The organism is Roseobacter fucihabitans, assembly GCF_014337925.2.
Taxonomy (GTDB): domain Bacteria; phylum Pseudomonadota; class Alphaproteobacteria; order Rhodobacterales; family Rhodobacteraceae; genus Roseobacter; species Roseobacter fucihabitans.
In genome coordinates, this window is the sequence record NZ_CP143423.1 from 593,372 (window position 1) to 608,500 (window position 15,129).

Sequence of the window (15,129 nt, forward strand, 5' to 3'; positions counted from 1 at the left end):
AGTGGCAGCTCAGGGCCGTCCCTTACATGGTGGGGTGAGCAGGTCACTACTGCGGCTAATTGCTTCACGTGTCTGGTATCCGACGCGGTTGGCCGCTCTCGTCGAGCGCCACAAAGATAAAATCTGCGTTTGTCACCTTGGCTCCGGCCTTATCAAATCGTGCGCGCGCCCAGACGTCGACATGGACGCGCATAGATGTTCTGCCGACCTTTCGGAGAGTTGCATAGAGGGTGACTTCATCACCAACTTTGACGGGACGCAAGAACTGCATCCCCTCAACGGCAACGGTTACTCCTCGACCTTGTGACACCCGTCCAGCCATGTTTCCGGCGGCAAAATCCATCTGAGACATCAACCAGCCACCGAAGATATCGCCGGCCGGATTGGTATCTGCGGGCATTGCAATCGTGCGGATAACAAGAACGCCTTCGTCTTGCTGTCGTCCATGAGAGCCGCGCTCTTGCGCACGGGCGAGAATATCCGCCTCACTATTGCTCATCTTTTATATCCTTCTTTGATGCTAAGAACGCGATCGCGGCGCTTGATTGGGGGGGGCTGCACCGCAGCGTTGGATCTTCTGCGAAAAGTAACTTTGGTCCGGTTGCAGCGCACCCCCGAGCTGTCATTCGAATGTCGGCAATTGGCCGGGACTTCGGCAGTTCATGGACGTGTTCAGCGTAAGATACTTACGTCCACCCTAGTGAATTGTGACCGAGCAGCGTTCTCACTACGAAAATTTGTGTAACCTCGAGGGTAGCCTAACGCAGTATCCCAACTATGCAATTTGTCCGAAACGAAATTCCATATCGCAAAAAAAACCAGCGTAACCGAATGTAATAACAATGTTGTTGTAGCTTGCCGCTTTGTCAAACAATTGAGATTGAAAGGTTATCAAGCGCTCTTCAATGTTTGTCTGACGTTCATCTTCTATTGATTTCTGAATATTATACGAGTTTATCCAGAGCTGGCTGTCTAAAATTCGCCTGACGAAACGTTCGTCAGAAATATCACGGGCCATTCTTTCTAAGCCAATACTCCTGACGTAATCTACAAGGGCGTCGACCTTACGATCTTCTTCCGCTCTTTCATCCTCGGGCATCATTTACATGTGCCTCCTACCCAGTAAACGTTCGAGTGTTAAAATCATCTCAATGATCAGTTCCAGAATCGGCACAACCTGTTCGCAACTGCCACGTCTCCCCACCACACACCCTCGCGCGCCGGCCAGTTGTCTGCCACAACGGCTAACATCACCCCAAGACACCCGAGTGCGGCCGCAATTTACTTCGTGAATCCCTTACCCGCACTGCATTTCATACCATCCCAAAATAGACAGCTTTAGCTGTCCATTTTGAGGGCTGATATGAAAGCTTCTTGCGGAATATCCACTTTCCCAAACTGGCGCATCTTCTTCTTGCCCGCCTTCTGTTTATCCAGCAGCTTGCGTTTGCGCGTCGCATCGCCACCATAGCATTTGGCCGTCACGTCCTTGCGCATCGCTGAGAGGGTTTCACGCGCGATGACCTTGCCGCCAATCGCGGCCTGAATCGGGATCTTGAACATGTGGCGGGGGATCAGGTCCTTGAGCTTTTCGACCATCGCCCGACCGCGCATTTCGGCGCGATCCCGGTGGACCATGGTGCTCAAAGCATCCACCGGCTCGTCATTCACCAGAATGGACATTTTCACCAGCTGGTCGGTGCGGTACCCGATCATCGCGTAATCAAAAGACGCATAGCCCTTGGTCACGGATTTCAGCCGGTCATAGAAGTCAAACACCACCTCGTTGAGCGGCAGGTCATAGACGACCATGGCGCGCGAGCCCGCATAGGTCAGGTCCTGCTGAATGCCGCGCCGGTCCTGGCAGAGCTTCAGCACGTCGCCCAGGTATTCGTCCGGCACCAGGATCGTGGCCTTGATGCGCGGCTCTTCGAGGTGGTCCACGAGGGTCAGGTCGGGCATGTCGGCGGGGTTGTGCAGTTCCGTCATCGTGCCATCCTTCATGTAGATGTGATAGATGACCGAAGGCGCGGTGGTGATCAGTTCGATGTCATATTCACGCTCGATCCGGTCGCGGATGACCTCGAGGTGCAAGAGCCCCAGGAAGCCACAGCGGAAGCCGAAGCCAAGCGCCGCCGAGGTTTCCATTTCATAGGAGAAGGAGGCGTCGTTCAGGGCGAGTTTTTCGATTGAATCGCGCAGTTCTTCGAATTCGGAGGAATCCACTGGGAAGAGACCACAGAACACCACCGGTTGTGCGGGTTTGAAACCGGGAAGCGCGTCTTCGGTGCCCTTCTTTTCATGTGTAATGGTGTCGCCGACGCGGGTGTCGCGCACCTGTTTGATCGAGGCGGTCAGAAAGCCGATTTCGCCCGGACCCAATTCGTCGATCACGGTCATCGCGGGGCGGAACACGCCGATGCGGTCCACGTGGTGCGTGGAATTGTTGGAGAGCATGCGGATGCGTTCGCCCTTTTTCAGCACACCGTCCATGATGCGCACAAGGACGATGACGCCGAGGTAACTGTCATACCAGCTGTCCACCAGCATCGCCTTAAGCGGGGCGTCGCGGGTGCCTTTGGGCGCGGGCAGGTTCTGGACGATGGACTCCAGCGTTTCCATGATCCCCTGACCTGTCTTGGCGGAGACCTGTATGGCACCCGATGCATCAATGCCGATGACGTCCTCGATTTGTTCGGCCACGCGGTCACAGTCGGAGGCGGGCAGGTCGATTTTATTCAGCACGGGGACAATCTCGTGATCCGCGTCGATGGCGTGATAGACATTCGCCAGCGTCTGGGCCTCGACGCCTTGGGTGGAGTCCACGACCAGCAGCGAGCCTTCAACGGCGCGCATGGAACGCGACACCTCATAGGCGAAATCGACGTGGCCTGGCGTGTCGATCAGATTGAGGACGTATTCCTCGCCGTTCTGGGCGGTGTAATTGATCCGCACGGTCTGGGCCTTGATGGTGATGCCGCGCTCGCGTTCGATGTCCATACTGTCGAGCATCTGCTCCTTCATATCCCGGTCGGCCACAGTATTTGTGGATTGGATCAGCCTGTCGGCCAGCGTGGATTTCCCATGGTCGATATGCGCGACGATGGAGAAATTGCGGATATGTGAAAGCGGTGTCATGATTGGGATATGTAGGGGATTTACTGGGCGGTCAAGCTGTGCTGCGCTACTTAGATGAAAGGACACGCTGAATTGGCAAAATTTGAAATTGTGATTCCTTTCGGGCGGTTGGAAGCTAGTTCCTATTCGGAATTGAAGTTATTGGTAGAAACTGAACTGGCCTTCTGGGACCAATTTGATTTTGAGTCATTCGAGGATGGCTTCGAGGATCAAGGCTTCAAACGTATCTCGAACGAATTCAAAGGACGATTGCAAAGTTTTACGAGCTTTTGGCCAAAACACCTGAAGGCACTGGAGGCAATCGACGGTAGAGAATTTGCATCCAAATTTGAAATATTCAATCGTAACGTTGTAGATGACCAGGTTGTTCCGCCCTGGTCTCAAAGTGCTGTAGCGCGTTCCGCAATATCAGAAATGCGACAAAACCGAATAGGTAACGCGGCATTGCTTTTGATCGGTTTTATATGGGACGAGATGCCACGGACGCGGAATCTGAACAATCATCAGTCACAAGACGCCGCATTTTTTGGTGCTGCACGAAGTTTTTATGCTTCCACACTTAGTCTATCTGAAGTCAATACAATGACTGTAGTTAGCGATGTTGCAGATGAAACAATTTTGCTTGCTAAAACAAAGTTACGTGATCTTGCTAGCGAAATTGACGCTGTTCAAAAGGAACGGGAAGACGATACTCAGAGGGTTATAAAACTACTGGAGGAATTCGAAACCCGTAACAAAGCCGTTGTTGACAAATATGGACGCGGCTTGATCGAGCAAAAGAACATGTCAGTTGCCAATGAAGAAAGGCGTCAGGAGACGTTCGATAACTTGCTCGCCGCCTTCAATGTGCATCTAAAAATATCGACACCAGTTAAGCTTTGGGAAAGCCTGGAAAAGCGGCACCGCGACGCGTCTAAGGACGCTTGGATTCTGTTCGTCGTAGGTTGCGTTTGCAGGAATATCCATCATTATTGTTACCTATTTTGGCGGTGCTATTGAACAGGCATTTTTACCGGCCTCGTGTACGAATGGAAACGAGCCAAGTTGCAGTCGGATCTCGCCGAGAGGTCCCCTTATCATCTCGGCAATACTCGCAGTCTCTACCGTCTGGCTATGGTTCTTGCGCCTTCAAATGAAGGTGCACTTGAGTGAAAGGCATCTTTTTCTTGATGCGCGGGAGCGCAAGGCTTTCGCGGAAACATATTTGGCTCTTCTCAAAGGCGGCGACGTCACAAAAGATCATGAAGCGGTGATTCTGCAGTCATTGTTCCGCCCAACTCAAGACGGGATAATAAAGGATGACGGCGGAATAGACGTTGGTATCGCCGGATTGCTTTCTCGGGCTTTGAACAAACAATAATTTCAACGGTTCACGGGTTAGAAAGGTAGGCAGTTTTTCGTAACTCTAATTCCCAATCTGCGATTGGGCAGCGCCCGAACCGCCCCCGTCGTGCTGAAAGTACGCCTACGGCGTGGCGCGGACGCTTCGCTTCCTACTCCGTTTCGTCCGTCGACGGCACAATCTGAACCGTCGCAGCTTTCGATGAGGCCCTGACGCGCCTTCTTGCGCGCATGGCCTCGGAAAACACGCTCGCTACCGACAAAGCGTAATTCGTGCTACGATCCGCTTATTACACAACATATTTCAGGAGAAATTTATCATGGCCATCACAGGATTTCTGAGCATCCCCGATATCGCCGGGGAAAGCACCAATGCCGAACATGCCGGAGAAATCGACGTTTTCGGGCTGCGCTGGGACGTAGAGCAGACCTCTTCGGCCTCTATCGGTCGCATTCGGGGGCGGTCGCGTGCGGTGCGGGGCCCCGTGGTTGTGCATAAGGTGCTTGACGCCGCCTCCCCCTATATCGCGGATGCCACGCACCGCGGCAAAACCTTTCAGGAGGTCGTTCTGACCATCAGCAAATTCACGAACGACATCCGTCTCGATTATCTGATCCTCACCATGGAAAACGTTACCTTCAGCGCCTATGAGGTGGTCAACGAGAGCACAGACACGGATGATATGCAGTTGCTGGAGCGTATCGAAATCGATTCCGGGCGGATGACGCTGAAATATATCGTCCAAAACCACGGTGCCTCAGATGGGGACGAACATGAGGTCAAGTTCAACTATTGAGACCCGAAGGCGTCGCATGGCGCAGGCCAGATCACGTTTCCGACTGTAACAGCTGCGTGCATGAGTTGAAATCGTTGGATTTTCGACCGCATCGCGCGTATCATTAGGGTGTCCATGCGCATGAAAACGCAATCGCCCGCGTCGGATCGTTCGTTTGTCCTGCGTTCCAGTCCCTGAACATAAGGTCGCCCAATGAGACAAGCCCCCAAACTCCGTATCATCGCTCCCCTTGTTGGCGGTATCCTTCTGGCAGCCCCACAATTCGCAGTGGCCCAGGACAGCAGCTTCACGTTTTACGGCCAGCTCAACTTCGGCCTGTTCAGCGCCGATGACGGGACCCAAAGCGAAAGCTATATCGCGGATAACGACAACTCTAATACGCGGATCGGGGCGATCTGGGAAACCGGTCTGGCCAATGGCGCGACGTTGAAATTCCACTTTGAATCCGCTCTTGGATTGACCGGCTCAAGTTCAGTCACACTCGCCGACAATGGTCTGGATTTCGACTGGCGTCGCACCGAGTTGCGCAAGTTCGAGGTGATCTATGCCACGCCGACACGCGGCACCCTGTCCTTTGGTCAGGGGAGCACGGCCACAGATGGCTATGCGGAGGCGGATTTTTCGGGCACCAGCGTCGTCACCTATTCCTCTCTGTCCGATCTGGCTGGCAGCATCGCATTCCGTCCTCTGGGTGGCACACCCTCGGGCATCGACATCGGCGACACATTCAGCGATCTGGACGGCGCGCGCCGGTTCCGTTTGCGCTATGACACGCCTGATTTCAACGGATTCGTGGCCAGTGTATCCGCCGGTGAAGAGGTGCTGGCAGAGGGCAATGACAATGAGTTCTATGACCTTGGGCTGAAATATACGCGCGATTACGGCGACATTAAGGTCGACGGGCGCCTGGGGTATGCGTGGGTCAGCGGTGGTGATGAAAAAGCCATCGGCTCTTTGGCCATGCTGCATAAACCCACGGGGTTGAACGCGGCCTTTTCCACGGGCGCGCAGCAAAACGGTGGGGACGATGATTTCGCCTATCTGAAACTCGGCATCATCCGTAATTGGCTTTCTTACGGCGCGACCGCGATTTCGATTGATGTCTATGAGGGCAATGATTTTGCGATTACCGGGTCGCAAAGTTCTTCGGTCGGTCTGGGCGTGGTGCAACGGTTTGAGGATCAGAACCTCGAAGTCTATGCGGCCTATCGCACCTTTGAATTTCAGGACGCCACGATGCCAGTGGAGGATATCGACGTGATGGTCATCGGCGCGCGCTGGAAGTTCTGAACCCCACCTGGACAACGAGATAGGAAACACTCATCGGCACGATTGAAACCTGCCCCAGCCCACCACCTGGGTTTGCGGATGGGGCTGTGGTCCACGCGGGGAGGATTTGGCCAAGCGGTTGATATTGGGGCTCCCTTTTGTCTCGTGGTCGGTAGATCGCACAGGCGACAATGAATCTCGTGGATTTGTAGCCGGTCCGATAAGGTAGCCTTGACCGGCGCAAAACCGAAACGGGGCCTCATCGTAACACTGTGGATGCATTCCGGACGTGGCTACTGTCCTTCCACGACATATTCCGCCGCCGCGCGCCCCTGCTCAGGCGCGTCGAAAATCACCATATCCACCAGCGTTTCATCATAACAGCGGCTCATATGCGCGCAGAACTCGGCAAATGCGGCCTTCCCGGTTCGCACATTGCTCTCATTGACGTGATGCGCCACATCCTCGGACAAACACGCCAACATGCCCGGCACGTCTTTGGCGTTGAAAGCCTCAAAATACCGTTTCACGATATCTGCCATAAAACCTCTCAAACCCTTTCGGTTGGTTGGCCAAAACGCGCGATAAGGCGCTCCATGATCTGATCACGCGCTTGCCTGTAGCTGACCAGTTTCGCCTCGCGCGTCTCGCCAAGGCCGGTCGGGTCGAGGATCGGCCAGTATTCCACATCCAGATGGTAAAACCGCGTCAGATCCAGCGCGCGGCGTTGCGAGGCCGGGCTCAGCGCGATGACCAGATCAAAGGAGCCCAGATCATCGCCCCAGTTTTCCATCTCATCGAAACTGCGGCTGCGGTGCCGCGCGAGCTCCACGTCCAGTTCCTGACACACGGCGATGGAAAACCCGTCGATCTCCATATCGTTGCTGACGCCAGCGGATTGCACGTAAGTCCCTGTGCCATAAAGCTTTTTCATGATCCCCTCGGCCATCGGCGAGCGCACCGCGTTATGATCACAACAAAACAGAACCGATTGAGGGAGCTCCCGGTCCATTCAGCCTCCGAAGTGCAAAACGCAAATCAGGGTGAACAGGCGTCGCGCGGTATCAGTGTCGACCTCCACCTTGCCCTCAAGGCGTTCCTGCAAGACCCGCGAGCCCTCGTTGTGGATCCCGCGCCGCGCCATGTCGATGGTTTCAATCTGGCTGGGGGGCAGCTTTTTCACCGCGTCAAAATAGCTCTCGCAGATCTGGAAATAATCCTTCACCACCTGACGGAATGGACCCAACGAGAGATGAAATTCCGCCGCTTTCTCCGCTTTCTCCGTTGTCACGTCAAAAACCAGCCGTTTTTCGCGGATCGCCAACCCCACGTGATAGGGACCTTGCGGCACAGCGCGTCCCTCCCGTTCGGGCAGCACGAAGGTGTTGTCTTCCAACAAATCGAACATGGCGACACGACGTTCCTGCTCGATTTCCGGGGTGGCCGGGGGGAGGGCGGAATCGTCAAGGATGATCTCAGAAATACGGGACATGGTCAGGATTCTTTACACAAACAGCAAGATGACAAGTCTTAGCCCAGGTCTGCGCCCAAGAGCAATGCCCCTAGCCGTCGTTGAGCTTGCGCAGCCGCGCGGTGACAGAAAGCCCATGCGCCTCAAGGCTTTCGGAGGTCGCCAGTGTTTCAGCCGCGGGGCCGATGGCGCGCAGGGCCTCAGGTGTCATGCGCGCGAGCGTCGTGCGTTTGACAAAATCCAGCACGGACAGCCCGGAGGAGAACCGCGCAGAGCGCGCCGTGGGCAGCACATGGTTCGGCCCGCCGACGTAATCGCCAATTGCCTCCGGCGTCCATTGGCCCAGAAAGATTGCACCGGCATGGGTGATCTGCGCGCCCAAGCCATCCGGGTCCGCTACGCAAAGTTCGAGGTGCTCCGGCGCAATCCGATCGCTTAAGGCAGTCGCCGTTTCCAGATCCGGCACGGTGATCACCGCGCCGAAATCGCGCCAGCTGGGGCCTGCAATCACGCGGCGTTGCATGGTTTCGAGCCGTTTTTCTACAGCTTTTGCAACCGCTTGGCCGAAACTCGCGTCGGTCGTGATCAAGATTGATTGCGCGCTTTCATCATGTTCCGCCTGGCTCAGCAGATCGAGCGCGATCCAATCGGGATCATTATCCGCATCCGCGATTACCAAAATTTCGGACGGTCCTGCGATCATGTCGATCCCGACCTTGCCGAACACACGGCGTTTGGCCGCCGCGACAAAAGCATTGCCCGGCCCGGTGATTTTATCCACGGGGGCGATGGTTTCAGTGCCATAGGCTAGCGCCGCAATCGCCTGCGCCCCGCCAATGCGGTAGATTTCATCGACGCCCGCCAGCTTGGCCGCCACCAGCACCAAAGGGTTCAGCACACCGTCCGGCGTGGGCACCACCATCGCCAATCGCGGCACGCCCGCGACCTTGGCGGGGATCGCGTTCATCAAAACGGAGGAGGGGTAGGAGGCCAGCCCCCCCGGCACATAGAGCCCGGCAGCGGCGACAGGGGTCCAGCGCCAACCAAGCGTCGCGCCGGTTTCATCCACCCATTCGGCATCCGTGGGGCGTTGACGTGCGTGATAGGCGCGGATCCGGTCAGCCGCCAGGGCAAGGGCTGCGTGTTCCTGTTGGGGCACCTGCGCGGCGGCGGCGTTGATGTCGTCTTCGGAAATGCGCAGGGTTGCCGGTGTCAGGCTTAAACGGTCGAATTTCTGCGTCAAATCAATTACCGCCGCATCGCCGCGCGCACGTACATCCGCGATGATCTGCGCCACGGTGGCATCCACATCCGGGCTGTCTTCACGCTTGGCGCTCAGCAGCGTTTGGAACGCCTCTTCGAAACCGGCGTCACGGGCATTTAGAAAGACGGGCATAGGCTTACCTCTGGCGGATCACTTGGGGTTAGGGCGCGCGCAGCGGCCTCATTCCGGGTGGTTGGGGGTTTTCCTGGAAGGTGCAACATAGGGCTTGGTGACATCTTTCAATGTCGCCTCAAGGGCTTCGACCGACAGGCGGATGGCCCCATCCCCGGCCAATGTCAAAACCACATGGCCTGCCGGGGTGTCCCCCACTTTAAAATCAACCGACAAAATGGAAAGAATGGTTTCGGCGTCGTTTCGATCGATTCCATTGCTGGCAACGCCCTGCACCCCATCAAAAACCAGCACAGATTGCACGCGTTCCGGCGACGTGGCGCGCGCCGGACCCTCTTCCCAGCGGAAGCGGTTCAGCAGCAGGGCAAAGCGGCCCGCCCCCTGGTCCCAACGCATTTCACTGGCGGGGAACACTGCATCCTGCACCAAAGCGGAAAGGACGGTGAGATCTTCCCCATCCAACGCGCCGAGATTCAGCGGGGCTTCATGCCCGTCTTCAAAACGCGCGTCACTCATGTTTCTGGAATCCGTTCGATATCTGCGCCGACGCCGGAGAGTTTAGCGACGACATGTTCATAGCCGCGATCAAGATGATAGACACGCCCTACGCGGGTTTCCCCCTCCGCCGCAAGCCCCGCAAGGATCAGCGACACAGAGGCCCGCAGATCGGTCGCCATTACCGGAGCACCTTTGAGTTTGCTGACGCCCTTCACGGTCGCAGTGCCCCCCTGGACGTCGATATCAGCCCCCATGCGCATCAGTTCGGGCGCATGCATGAAGCGGTTCTCGAATATCTTTTCCTCCAGCACGGAGGTCCCCGACGCCGTGCACAGCAGCGCCATCATCTGGGCCTGTAAATCGGTGGGAAAGCCGGGAAAGGGTTCGGTGGTGACATTGACGGCGCGGATATCGCCATTGCGCCGCTTGACCGACAGACCGTTCGTCGTTTCGCTGACGTCCACCCCGGCGGCGTCGAGTTTTTCGCAAAAGGCCGCGACCAGATCGAGCCGGCCACCCAGCAGTTCGACCTCCCCGCCGCAGATCGCCGGGGCCAGCATATAGGTGCCGAGTTCAATGCGGTCGGTAACAACGGTATGGGTCGCCCCGCCCAGACGGTCCACGCCCTGAATGGTAATCGTGGAGGTGCCCTCGCCGTCAATCTGCGCGCCCATGCTGCGCAAACAGCGTGCAAGATCAATGATTTCCGGTTCACGCGCCGCATTGTTGATAACGGTCGTCCCCTTGGCCAGTGTCGCCGCCATCAGCGCGTTTTCCGTCGCCCCCACGGAGGCAAAATCGAAATCGACCATGCCGCCTTTGAGACCACCAGCCGTCTTGGCGTGCACATAACCGTCCCTGAGGTCCAGCTCCGCGCCCATCGCTTCCAGCGCCTTGAGGTGCAGATCAACTGGGCGCGCGCCAATCGCACATCCCCCCGGCAGGGACACGACCGCATGGCCAAACCGCGCCAAAAGAGGCCCCAGCACAAGGATGGAAGCGCGCATTTTACGCACGATATCGTAATGCGCCATGTGGTTGGTGATGTCGTGGCTGGAGAGCGCGATCACCTGGCCCCCTTGCAACGACGTGACCTCGGCCCCGAGCGATTGCAGCAGTTGCGTCATGGTCTTGATATCAGACAGGCGCGGCGCATTGATCAGCGTCAGCGGTTCCTCCGAAAGCAATGTCGCAGGCATGAGCGTCAAACAGGCGTTTTTGGCCCCGGCAATCGGGATTTGCCCGCTGAGCGGGCCACCGCCCCTGACAAGAATAGAATCCATACGCTTATGCGTCCTTTTTTGAGCCGGTTTGACCCGGTGTGCCTGTTTGTACCCCTGTTGTGCCACTGCGCGCACGGCTCTGTGCCTTGCGTCGCGCAAGATTTTGCTTCAGGGCCGCCTTGAGCCTGTCTGCGCGCGCATCCTTGGGTCCGGATTGTTTTTCGGGGTCTGTTTTCTCAACCATGGTGTCTGTCTAGCTCAGGGCGCGGACCGGGTCCAGATTAGGCTTGCGCAGATGCGGGATTGCGTCTAATCACGCGCCACACCAGCGCTGCTGTAGCTCAGAGGTAGAGCACTCCCTTGGTAAGGGAGAGGTCGAGAGTTCGATTCTCTCCAGCAGCACCATTTCGCTTTTCATTGAAAAATTTTCTCTTAAGTACCTGAAAGGGAACGATAATTTTGGGGTTCCATACACTCCATTTTGGCCACATCTGACCGGCTCTGAAAACGCCAATCTGAGCACAGTTTGACGCATGACGTGATCACCATTTTTGTATATATTCCAAGGGCTTGATAGGAATTTCAAGGCGATTTCAATACAATCCTCTAGCCTTCCCTTCGGTGGCACCGAATTTTCGAGACGCTCATTTAGAACAATCTTCTTACGTTCTAGCTTATCAATCCTAGCCTCATAGGCACTTACAACGGACGCAGTCTTCGCTTCGACGATCCGATCTAGCAGACCTTCGATCTGCTTGTTCACGTCCCGATACTGCTTGCGAAACTCATCCTTATCGCCCTGAGCCGTTGCAAGGCGCATATCCTTGCGGCATTACCCGTCGCACTTGCGGGTGGTGTCTGGCTGATTTGGTATCTGAATTTCGATATTTCGGTCGCCGTGCTCGTCGGTTTTATTGCACTCGCAGGGGTTGCCGTCGAAACAGCGATTGTGATGCTGCTCTATCTCAATCTGGCGTGGGAAAAGCGCAAGAAAAGTGCGTTGGAAGAACGGCGCACGTTGACAGCATTAGATGTCGAGCAAGTCGTGTTTGAAGGTGCGCTTTTACGTGTGCGCCCTAAAATCATGACCGTTGCGACCATCTTTGCAGGCCTGATCCCGATTATGTACGGCCATGGTACGGGGTCCGAAATCATGCAGCGGATCGCGGCACCTATGGTCGGTGGCATGGCGACGGCAACACTGCTGACCCTGTTGGTGATCCCATCCATCTTTGTGATCTGGAAACGCTTTGCGCTATCCCGGGTCAATCGTGAACTGGCGGCAGATTACACAGGCGCGCCAGTTTCCATCCCCAATGCGGTTCCGAGCGAATAATCGTCGGCCCCATACGAAACGCAACCAAAACAGGAGAATGTTATGCGTAAGACCCTTACTTTGATCTCTGGTATTATCTTGTCGTCAAGCATGGCGATGGCCCAATCCACGGATCATTCGACGATGGACCATGGCAACATGGCAATGGACGAGGCGGTTGTGGAAGACGGCGTTCATGTGAAGGCTGTCGTCAATTCCTTCGGCGAAGGCACCGTAAACGTCAGTCATGATCCGATTCCAGAAATTGGCTGGCCAGCGATGACGATGGATATGCCGCTCATGGAGAATGCGGAAATGATGGGTGAAATCGAAGTTGGCGAACCAATCACGATGATGTTGGTCAAGGGCGACGATGGCATGTACGTCGTCGCTGCTCTCATGGCGGACATGTAAATTACAGGTCTGGGTCCGGTTTTGCTGGGCCCAGACCAACACTGAATTTTCAGGGTGTCGGATTGGTCTTTCGTTTTGCCAATTCCCGATAGAGCGCAGGCTGCGAAACGCCGATTTCATCTGCCACCCTGACCCACGCACCTTTTGGCGGCTTTCCATAAAGTTCCAGCCAAGCATCCAGCTTTTCGGAAACGCGCCGCAAGCGCAGGATTTCGATACGTGCCCGTTGGATTTGCACTTCCTTCGCATGAGATTCCATCAAGCTCAGCGCTGTGTTTGGCATCCTTTGAAGTGCTGCAAAAAAGGCCGCGCGCGACACGTTTGCAACCTGCGCGTCAGTTCGGGCAATCGCATCGCAATGATAAGTATCAGCAAACAAGGAAGCCTCGGCCAATGCTGTGTCGGTGGTCGCAACATGCAGAGTAAGCGCCGTGCCATCTGCCATCGGTCGTTCCAGCGCAATTGACCCAGACCGGACAAGAAACATCGATTGAACGGCGTCTTCGCGCCGAAACAACGTCTCGCCCTGTGTGATGGTTCGAAGCCGTGCGTTTTTGAATATTTGGTGCCATTCAGACATGATAGAGATCATATCGACAACTTGTTGCATCCGGTAGTGTGAAGCTGAAATTTACACAGGAGGCACTAATGCGGATCACGATTGTTTTGATAGCTTTGGCACTTGTCGGCGGCGCGGCTTTGGCGGTCGCGCAAACCACGCATACGGATCACGGGGACGATATGGACCATGCGCAGCACGGTCGGGTTGACCCCGCTGGTGCAGTCCTGACCGAACCCGGACAGGGTGCTTTTGCGGCACTGTCAGAAGTTGTGCGCGTCCTAGAAGCTGACCCCAATACAGACTGGGCGATGGTCGATCTATCGGGTCTGCGGGCGCATTTGGTCGATATGGACCGGCTGGTGAAAGGCGCAATCGTGACGGAAACTGTTCTGCCGAATGGTATCAGTGCTGTGGCAATGGGGAATGCGGAAACGATCGTCACTCTTCAACGAATGGTGCCAGCCCATGCTGCGCAACTCGCCAATGATAATCGCTGGACGGTAGAAGCTACGCAAACTGACACCGGCACGGAGTTGCGGGTTACAAGCGATGATCCTGCCGTGATCGCACGGATTAAGGGTCTGGGTTTCTTCGGCCTTATGGCAAGCCAAGACCATCACCGCGAACATCATCTGATGATGGCACGCGGGGAAAACGCGCACGGGCATTGATCCGCCGCGACAGGATATAGTCGCACATTTACTTGCAAATCGAAATATACCCCATATAGGTATATCTTATGTATTTGGTGCGCCTTCTTTTGGTTGTCTTGATGACCTTCTCTGCTTCACTCTCTGGAGCGATGGAGGTTGGCCATGCGTTTGCTTCTGAGGCAGATCATGCAGCGATGGAACACGCCGCTGATGATCAGCCCGTTTGCTGTACCGATAACCCAGAGCGCGCACAGACCTGTCATGTTTTGTCCGCAATTGTTCCTATCGAAGCCTTTGATGGTGTTGCGCCAGATTGCAGTGAAACCGCCTATGCTCGAATTGGCCTTTTGCTGAGCGGTATTGAGCCGTCCGGGCTTCTCGATCCTCCACGCGCCATGTAATGTCTGTCGCATCCTTTAGGGATGCGGTTTCATATCAGAATTCACATGAAAACGGGCGTCGTCCAAGCCTGTTCGACACGGGCACACGCTCTCAAGAGGAAAATCACATGAAACTTATCAAAACACTTTTAGCCATCACGCCGGTTGCCGCTTTGGCGCTTGGAATGGCCTCATTCAGCGCGGTCGGCATGGCCCACGCAGACAGCCATAGCGACATGGCCGACCATAGCACCATGCACGTCACCAAAAGCCCGACCTGCGGCTGTTGTGGCGCATGGGTCGCACTTGCTCGCGAGGAAGGCTACGACATAGAAGTGACAGACACCGATGATGTGACAGACGTAAAGCTGGACGCGGACGTCCCGGGCGAAATGTGGGCGTGCCACACCGCGATGATCGACGGCTATGTGGTCGAGGGCCATGTGCCGTTCGCCGCTCTTGCCCAACTCCTTGAAGAGCGCCCCGACATCACGGGCATCGCTGCTTCGGGAATGCCCTTCGGATCGCCTGGTATGGGGAACGACCCGACTGCGCGTTATGATGTGATGGCGTTCGGCGGCGATGCCGGTGACGGCGAGGTCTTCTATCAGGTCGGTCTGTGAAACAAACTCTCTTAATCGTGAGCGGGGGAGCGGTCCTAATCGGGGCCGC

Annotated in this window: 18 protein-coding genes, 1 tRNA gene and 1 pseudogene; 10 read left to right on the plus strand and 10 right to left on the minus strand. The window is 55.9% G+C overall.

Annotated elements, in window-relative coordinates:
- Positions 1 to 64: 64 nt before the first annotated feature.
- The 3 genes from ROLI_RS02975 to lepA all read right to left on the minus strand — a co-directional run bounded on the left by ROLI_RS02975 (position 65) and on the right by lepA (position 3,138).
- Positions 65 to 499, minus strand: a complete 435-nt coding sequence (locus ROLI_RS02975; RefSeq protein ID WP_187430438.1) for an acyl-CoA thioesterase — start codon at positions 497 to 499, stop codon at positions 65 to 67.
- Between the two features lie 276 nt (positions 500 to 775).
- Positions 776 to 1,102, minus strand: coding sequence for a hypothetical protein (locus ROLI_RS02980; RefSeq protein ID WP_187430439.1), 327 nt, complete (start codon positions 1,100 to 1,102; stop codon positions 776 to 778).
- Between the two features lie 236 nt (positions 1,103 to 1,338).
- A complete protein-coding gene (gene lepA / locus ROLI_RS02985; RefSeq protein ID WP_187430440.1) occupies positions 1,339 to 3,138 on the minus strand; it encodes a translation elongation factor 4 in 1,800 nt (599 codons plus the stop codon).
- Between the two features lie 72 nt (positions 3,139 to 3,210).
- Here lepA and ROLI_RS02990 point away from each other — a divergent pair, with 72 nt between their 5' ends.
- The 4 genes from ROLI_RS02990 to ROLI_RS03005 all read left to right on the plus strand — a co-directional run bounded on the left by ROLI_RS02990 (position 3,211) and on the right by ROLI_RS03005 (position 6,566).
- A complete protein-coding gene (locus ROLI_RS02990; RefSeq protein WP_187430441.1) occupies positions 3,211 to 4,137 on the plus strand; it encodes a hypothetical protein in 927 nt (308 codons plus the stop codon).
- Between the two features lie 88 nt (positions 4,138 to 4,225).
- A complete protein-coding gene (locus ROLI_RS02995; protein ID WP_316247455.1) occupies positions 4,226 to 4,498 on the plus strand; it encodes a DUF6161 domain-containing protein in 273 nt (90 codons plus the stop codon).
- A 301-nt stretch (positions 4,499 to 4,799) separates the two neighbouring features.
- Entirely contained in the window at positions 4,800 to 5,276 is a 477-nt protein-coding gene (locus tag ROLI_RS03000; protein WP_187430443.1) for a type VI secretion system tube protein Hcp, read from the plus strand.
- A gap of 192 nt (positions 5,277 to 5,468) precedes the next feature.
- Positions 5,469 to 6,566, plus strand: a complete 1,098-nt coding sequence (locus ROLI_RS03005) for a porin (RefSeq protein WP_187430444.1) — start codon at positions 5,469 to 5,471, stop codon at positions 6,564 to 6,566.
- 278 nt (positions 6,567 to 6,844) lie between these two features.
- On the opposite strand, the pseudogene ROLI_RS03010 reads toward ROLI_RS03005, so the two are convergent.
- From ROLI_RS03010 to murA, 6 genes and pseudogenes are all read right to left on the minus strand, one after another.
- Positions 6,845 to 7,087: pseudogene (locus ROLI_RS03010) on the minus strand (nuclear transport factor 2 family protein); the annotation flags it as partial.
- 8 nt (positions 7,088 to 7,095) lie between these two features.
- Entirely contained in the window at positions 7,096 to 7,557 is a 462-nt protein-coding gene (locus ROLI_RS03015) for a low molecular weight phosphatase family protein (protein ID WP_187430446.1), read from the minus strand.
- Entirely contained in the window at positions 7,558 to 8,037 is a 480-nt protein-coding gene (locus tag ROLI_RS03020; RefSeq protein WP_187430447.1) for a UPF0262 family protein, read from the minus strand.
- A gap of 70 nt (positions 8,038 to 8,107) precedes the next feature.
- On the minus strand, positions 8,108 to 9,412 hold the full coding sequence (hisD, locus tag ROLI_RS03025) for a histidinol dehydrogenase (RefSeq protein ID WP_187430448.1): 1,305 nt from the start codon (positions 9,410 to 9,412) through the stop codon (positions 8,108 to 8,110).
- A gap of 48 nt (positions 9,413 to 9,460) precedes the next feature.
- Positions 9,461 to 9,928: a DUF2948 family protein gene (locus ROLI_RS03030; RefSeq protein ID WP_187430449.1), complete on the minus strand. Its 468-nt coding sequence runs from the start codon at positions 9,926 to 9,928 to the stop codon at positions 9,461 to 9,463.
- Positions 9,925 to 11,193: a UDP-N-acetylglucosamine 1-carboxyvinyltransferase gene (gene murA / locus ROLI_RS03035; RefSeq protein WP_187430450.1), complete on the minus strand. Its 1,269-nt coding sequence runs from the start codon at positions 11,191 to 11,193 to the stop codon at positions 9,925 to 9,927. The genes ROLI_RS03030 and murA overlap by 4 nt, the downstream gene beginning before the upstream one ends.
- A gap of 270 nt (positions 11,194 to 11,463) precedes the next feature.
- Here murA and ROLI_RS03045 point away from each other — a divergent pair.
- The 3 genes from ROLI_RS03045 to ROLI_RS03055 all read left to right on the plus strand — a co-directional run bounded on the left by ROLI_RS03045 (position 11,464) and on the right by ROLI_RS03055 (position 12,862).
- A tRNA-Thr gene (locus ROLI_RS03045) sits at positions 11,464 to 11,538 on the plus strand.
- A gap of 394 nt (positions 11,539 to 11,932) precedes the next feature.
- The gene (locus ROLI_RS03050) at positions 11,933 to 12,469 is read left to right on the plus strand and encodes an efflux RND transporter permease subunit (protein ID WP_262386534.1); all 537 of its coding nucleotides are present in this window, start codon (positions 11,933 to 11,935) and stop codon (positions 12,467 to 12,469) included.
- A 42-nt stretch (positions 12,470 to 12,511) separates the two neighbouring features.
- On the plus strand, positions 12,512 to 12,862 hold the full coding sequence (locus tag ROLI_RS03055) for a copper-binding protein (RefSeq protein ID WP_262386528.1): 351 nt from the start codon (positions 12,512 to 12,514) through the stop codon (positions 12,860 to 12,862).
- 49 nt (positions 12,863 to 12,911) lie between these two features.
- On the opposite strand, the gene ROLI_RS03060 is transcribed toward ROLI_RS03055, so the two are convergent.
- Positions 12,912 to 13,442, minus strand: a complete 531-nt coding sequence (locus ROLI_RS03060; RefSeq protein WP_187430452.1) for a Crp/Fnr family transcriptional regulator — start codon at positions 13,440 to 13,442, stop codon at positions 12,912 to 12,914.
- Between the two features lie 68 nt (positions 13,443 to 13,510).
- Between ROLI_RS03060 and ROLI_RS03065 the strand changes: the two genes are divergently transcribed.
- From ROLI_RS03065 to ROLI_RS03075, 3 genes are all read left to right on the plus strand, one after another.
- Positions 13,511 to 14,095, plus strand: a complete 585-nt coding sequence (locus tag ROLI_RS03065; protein WP_187430453.1) for a hypothetical protein — start codon at positions 13,511 to 13,513, stop codon at positions 14,093 to 14,095.
- A gap of 101 nt (positions 14,096 to 14,196) precedes the next feature.
- Positions 14,197 to 14,478 (plus strand): hypothetical protein, encoded by a 282-nt coding sequence (locus ROLI_RS03070; protein ID WP_222869546.1) that lies wholly within the window; start codon positions 14,197 to 14,199, stop codon positions 14,476 to 14,478.
- Between the two features lie 107 nt (positions 14,479 to 14,585).
- Positions 14,586 to 15,080 carry a DUF411 domain-containing protein gene (locus tag ROLI_RS03075; RefSeq protein WP_187430455.1) on the plus strand — a complete coding sequence of 165 codons (495 nt, stop codon included), beginning with the start codon at positions 14,586 to 14,588 and terminating at the stop codon, positions 15,078 to 15,080.
- Positions 15,081 to 15,129 lie beyond the last annotated feature (49 nt).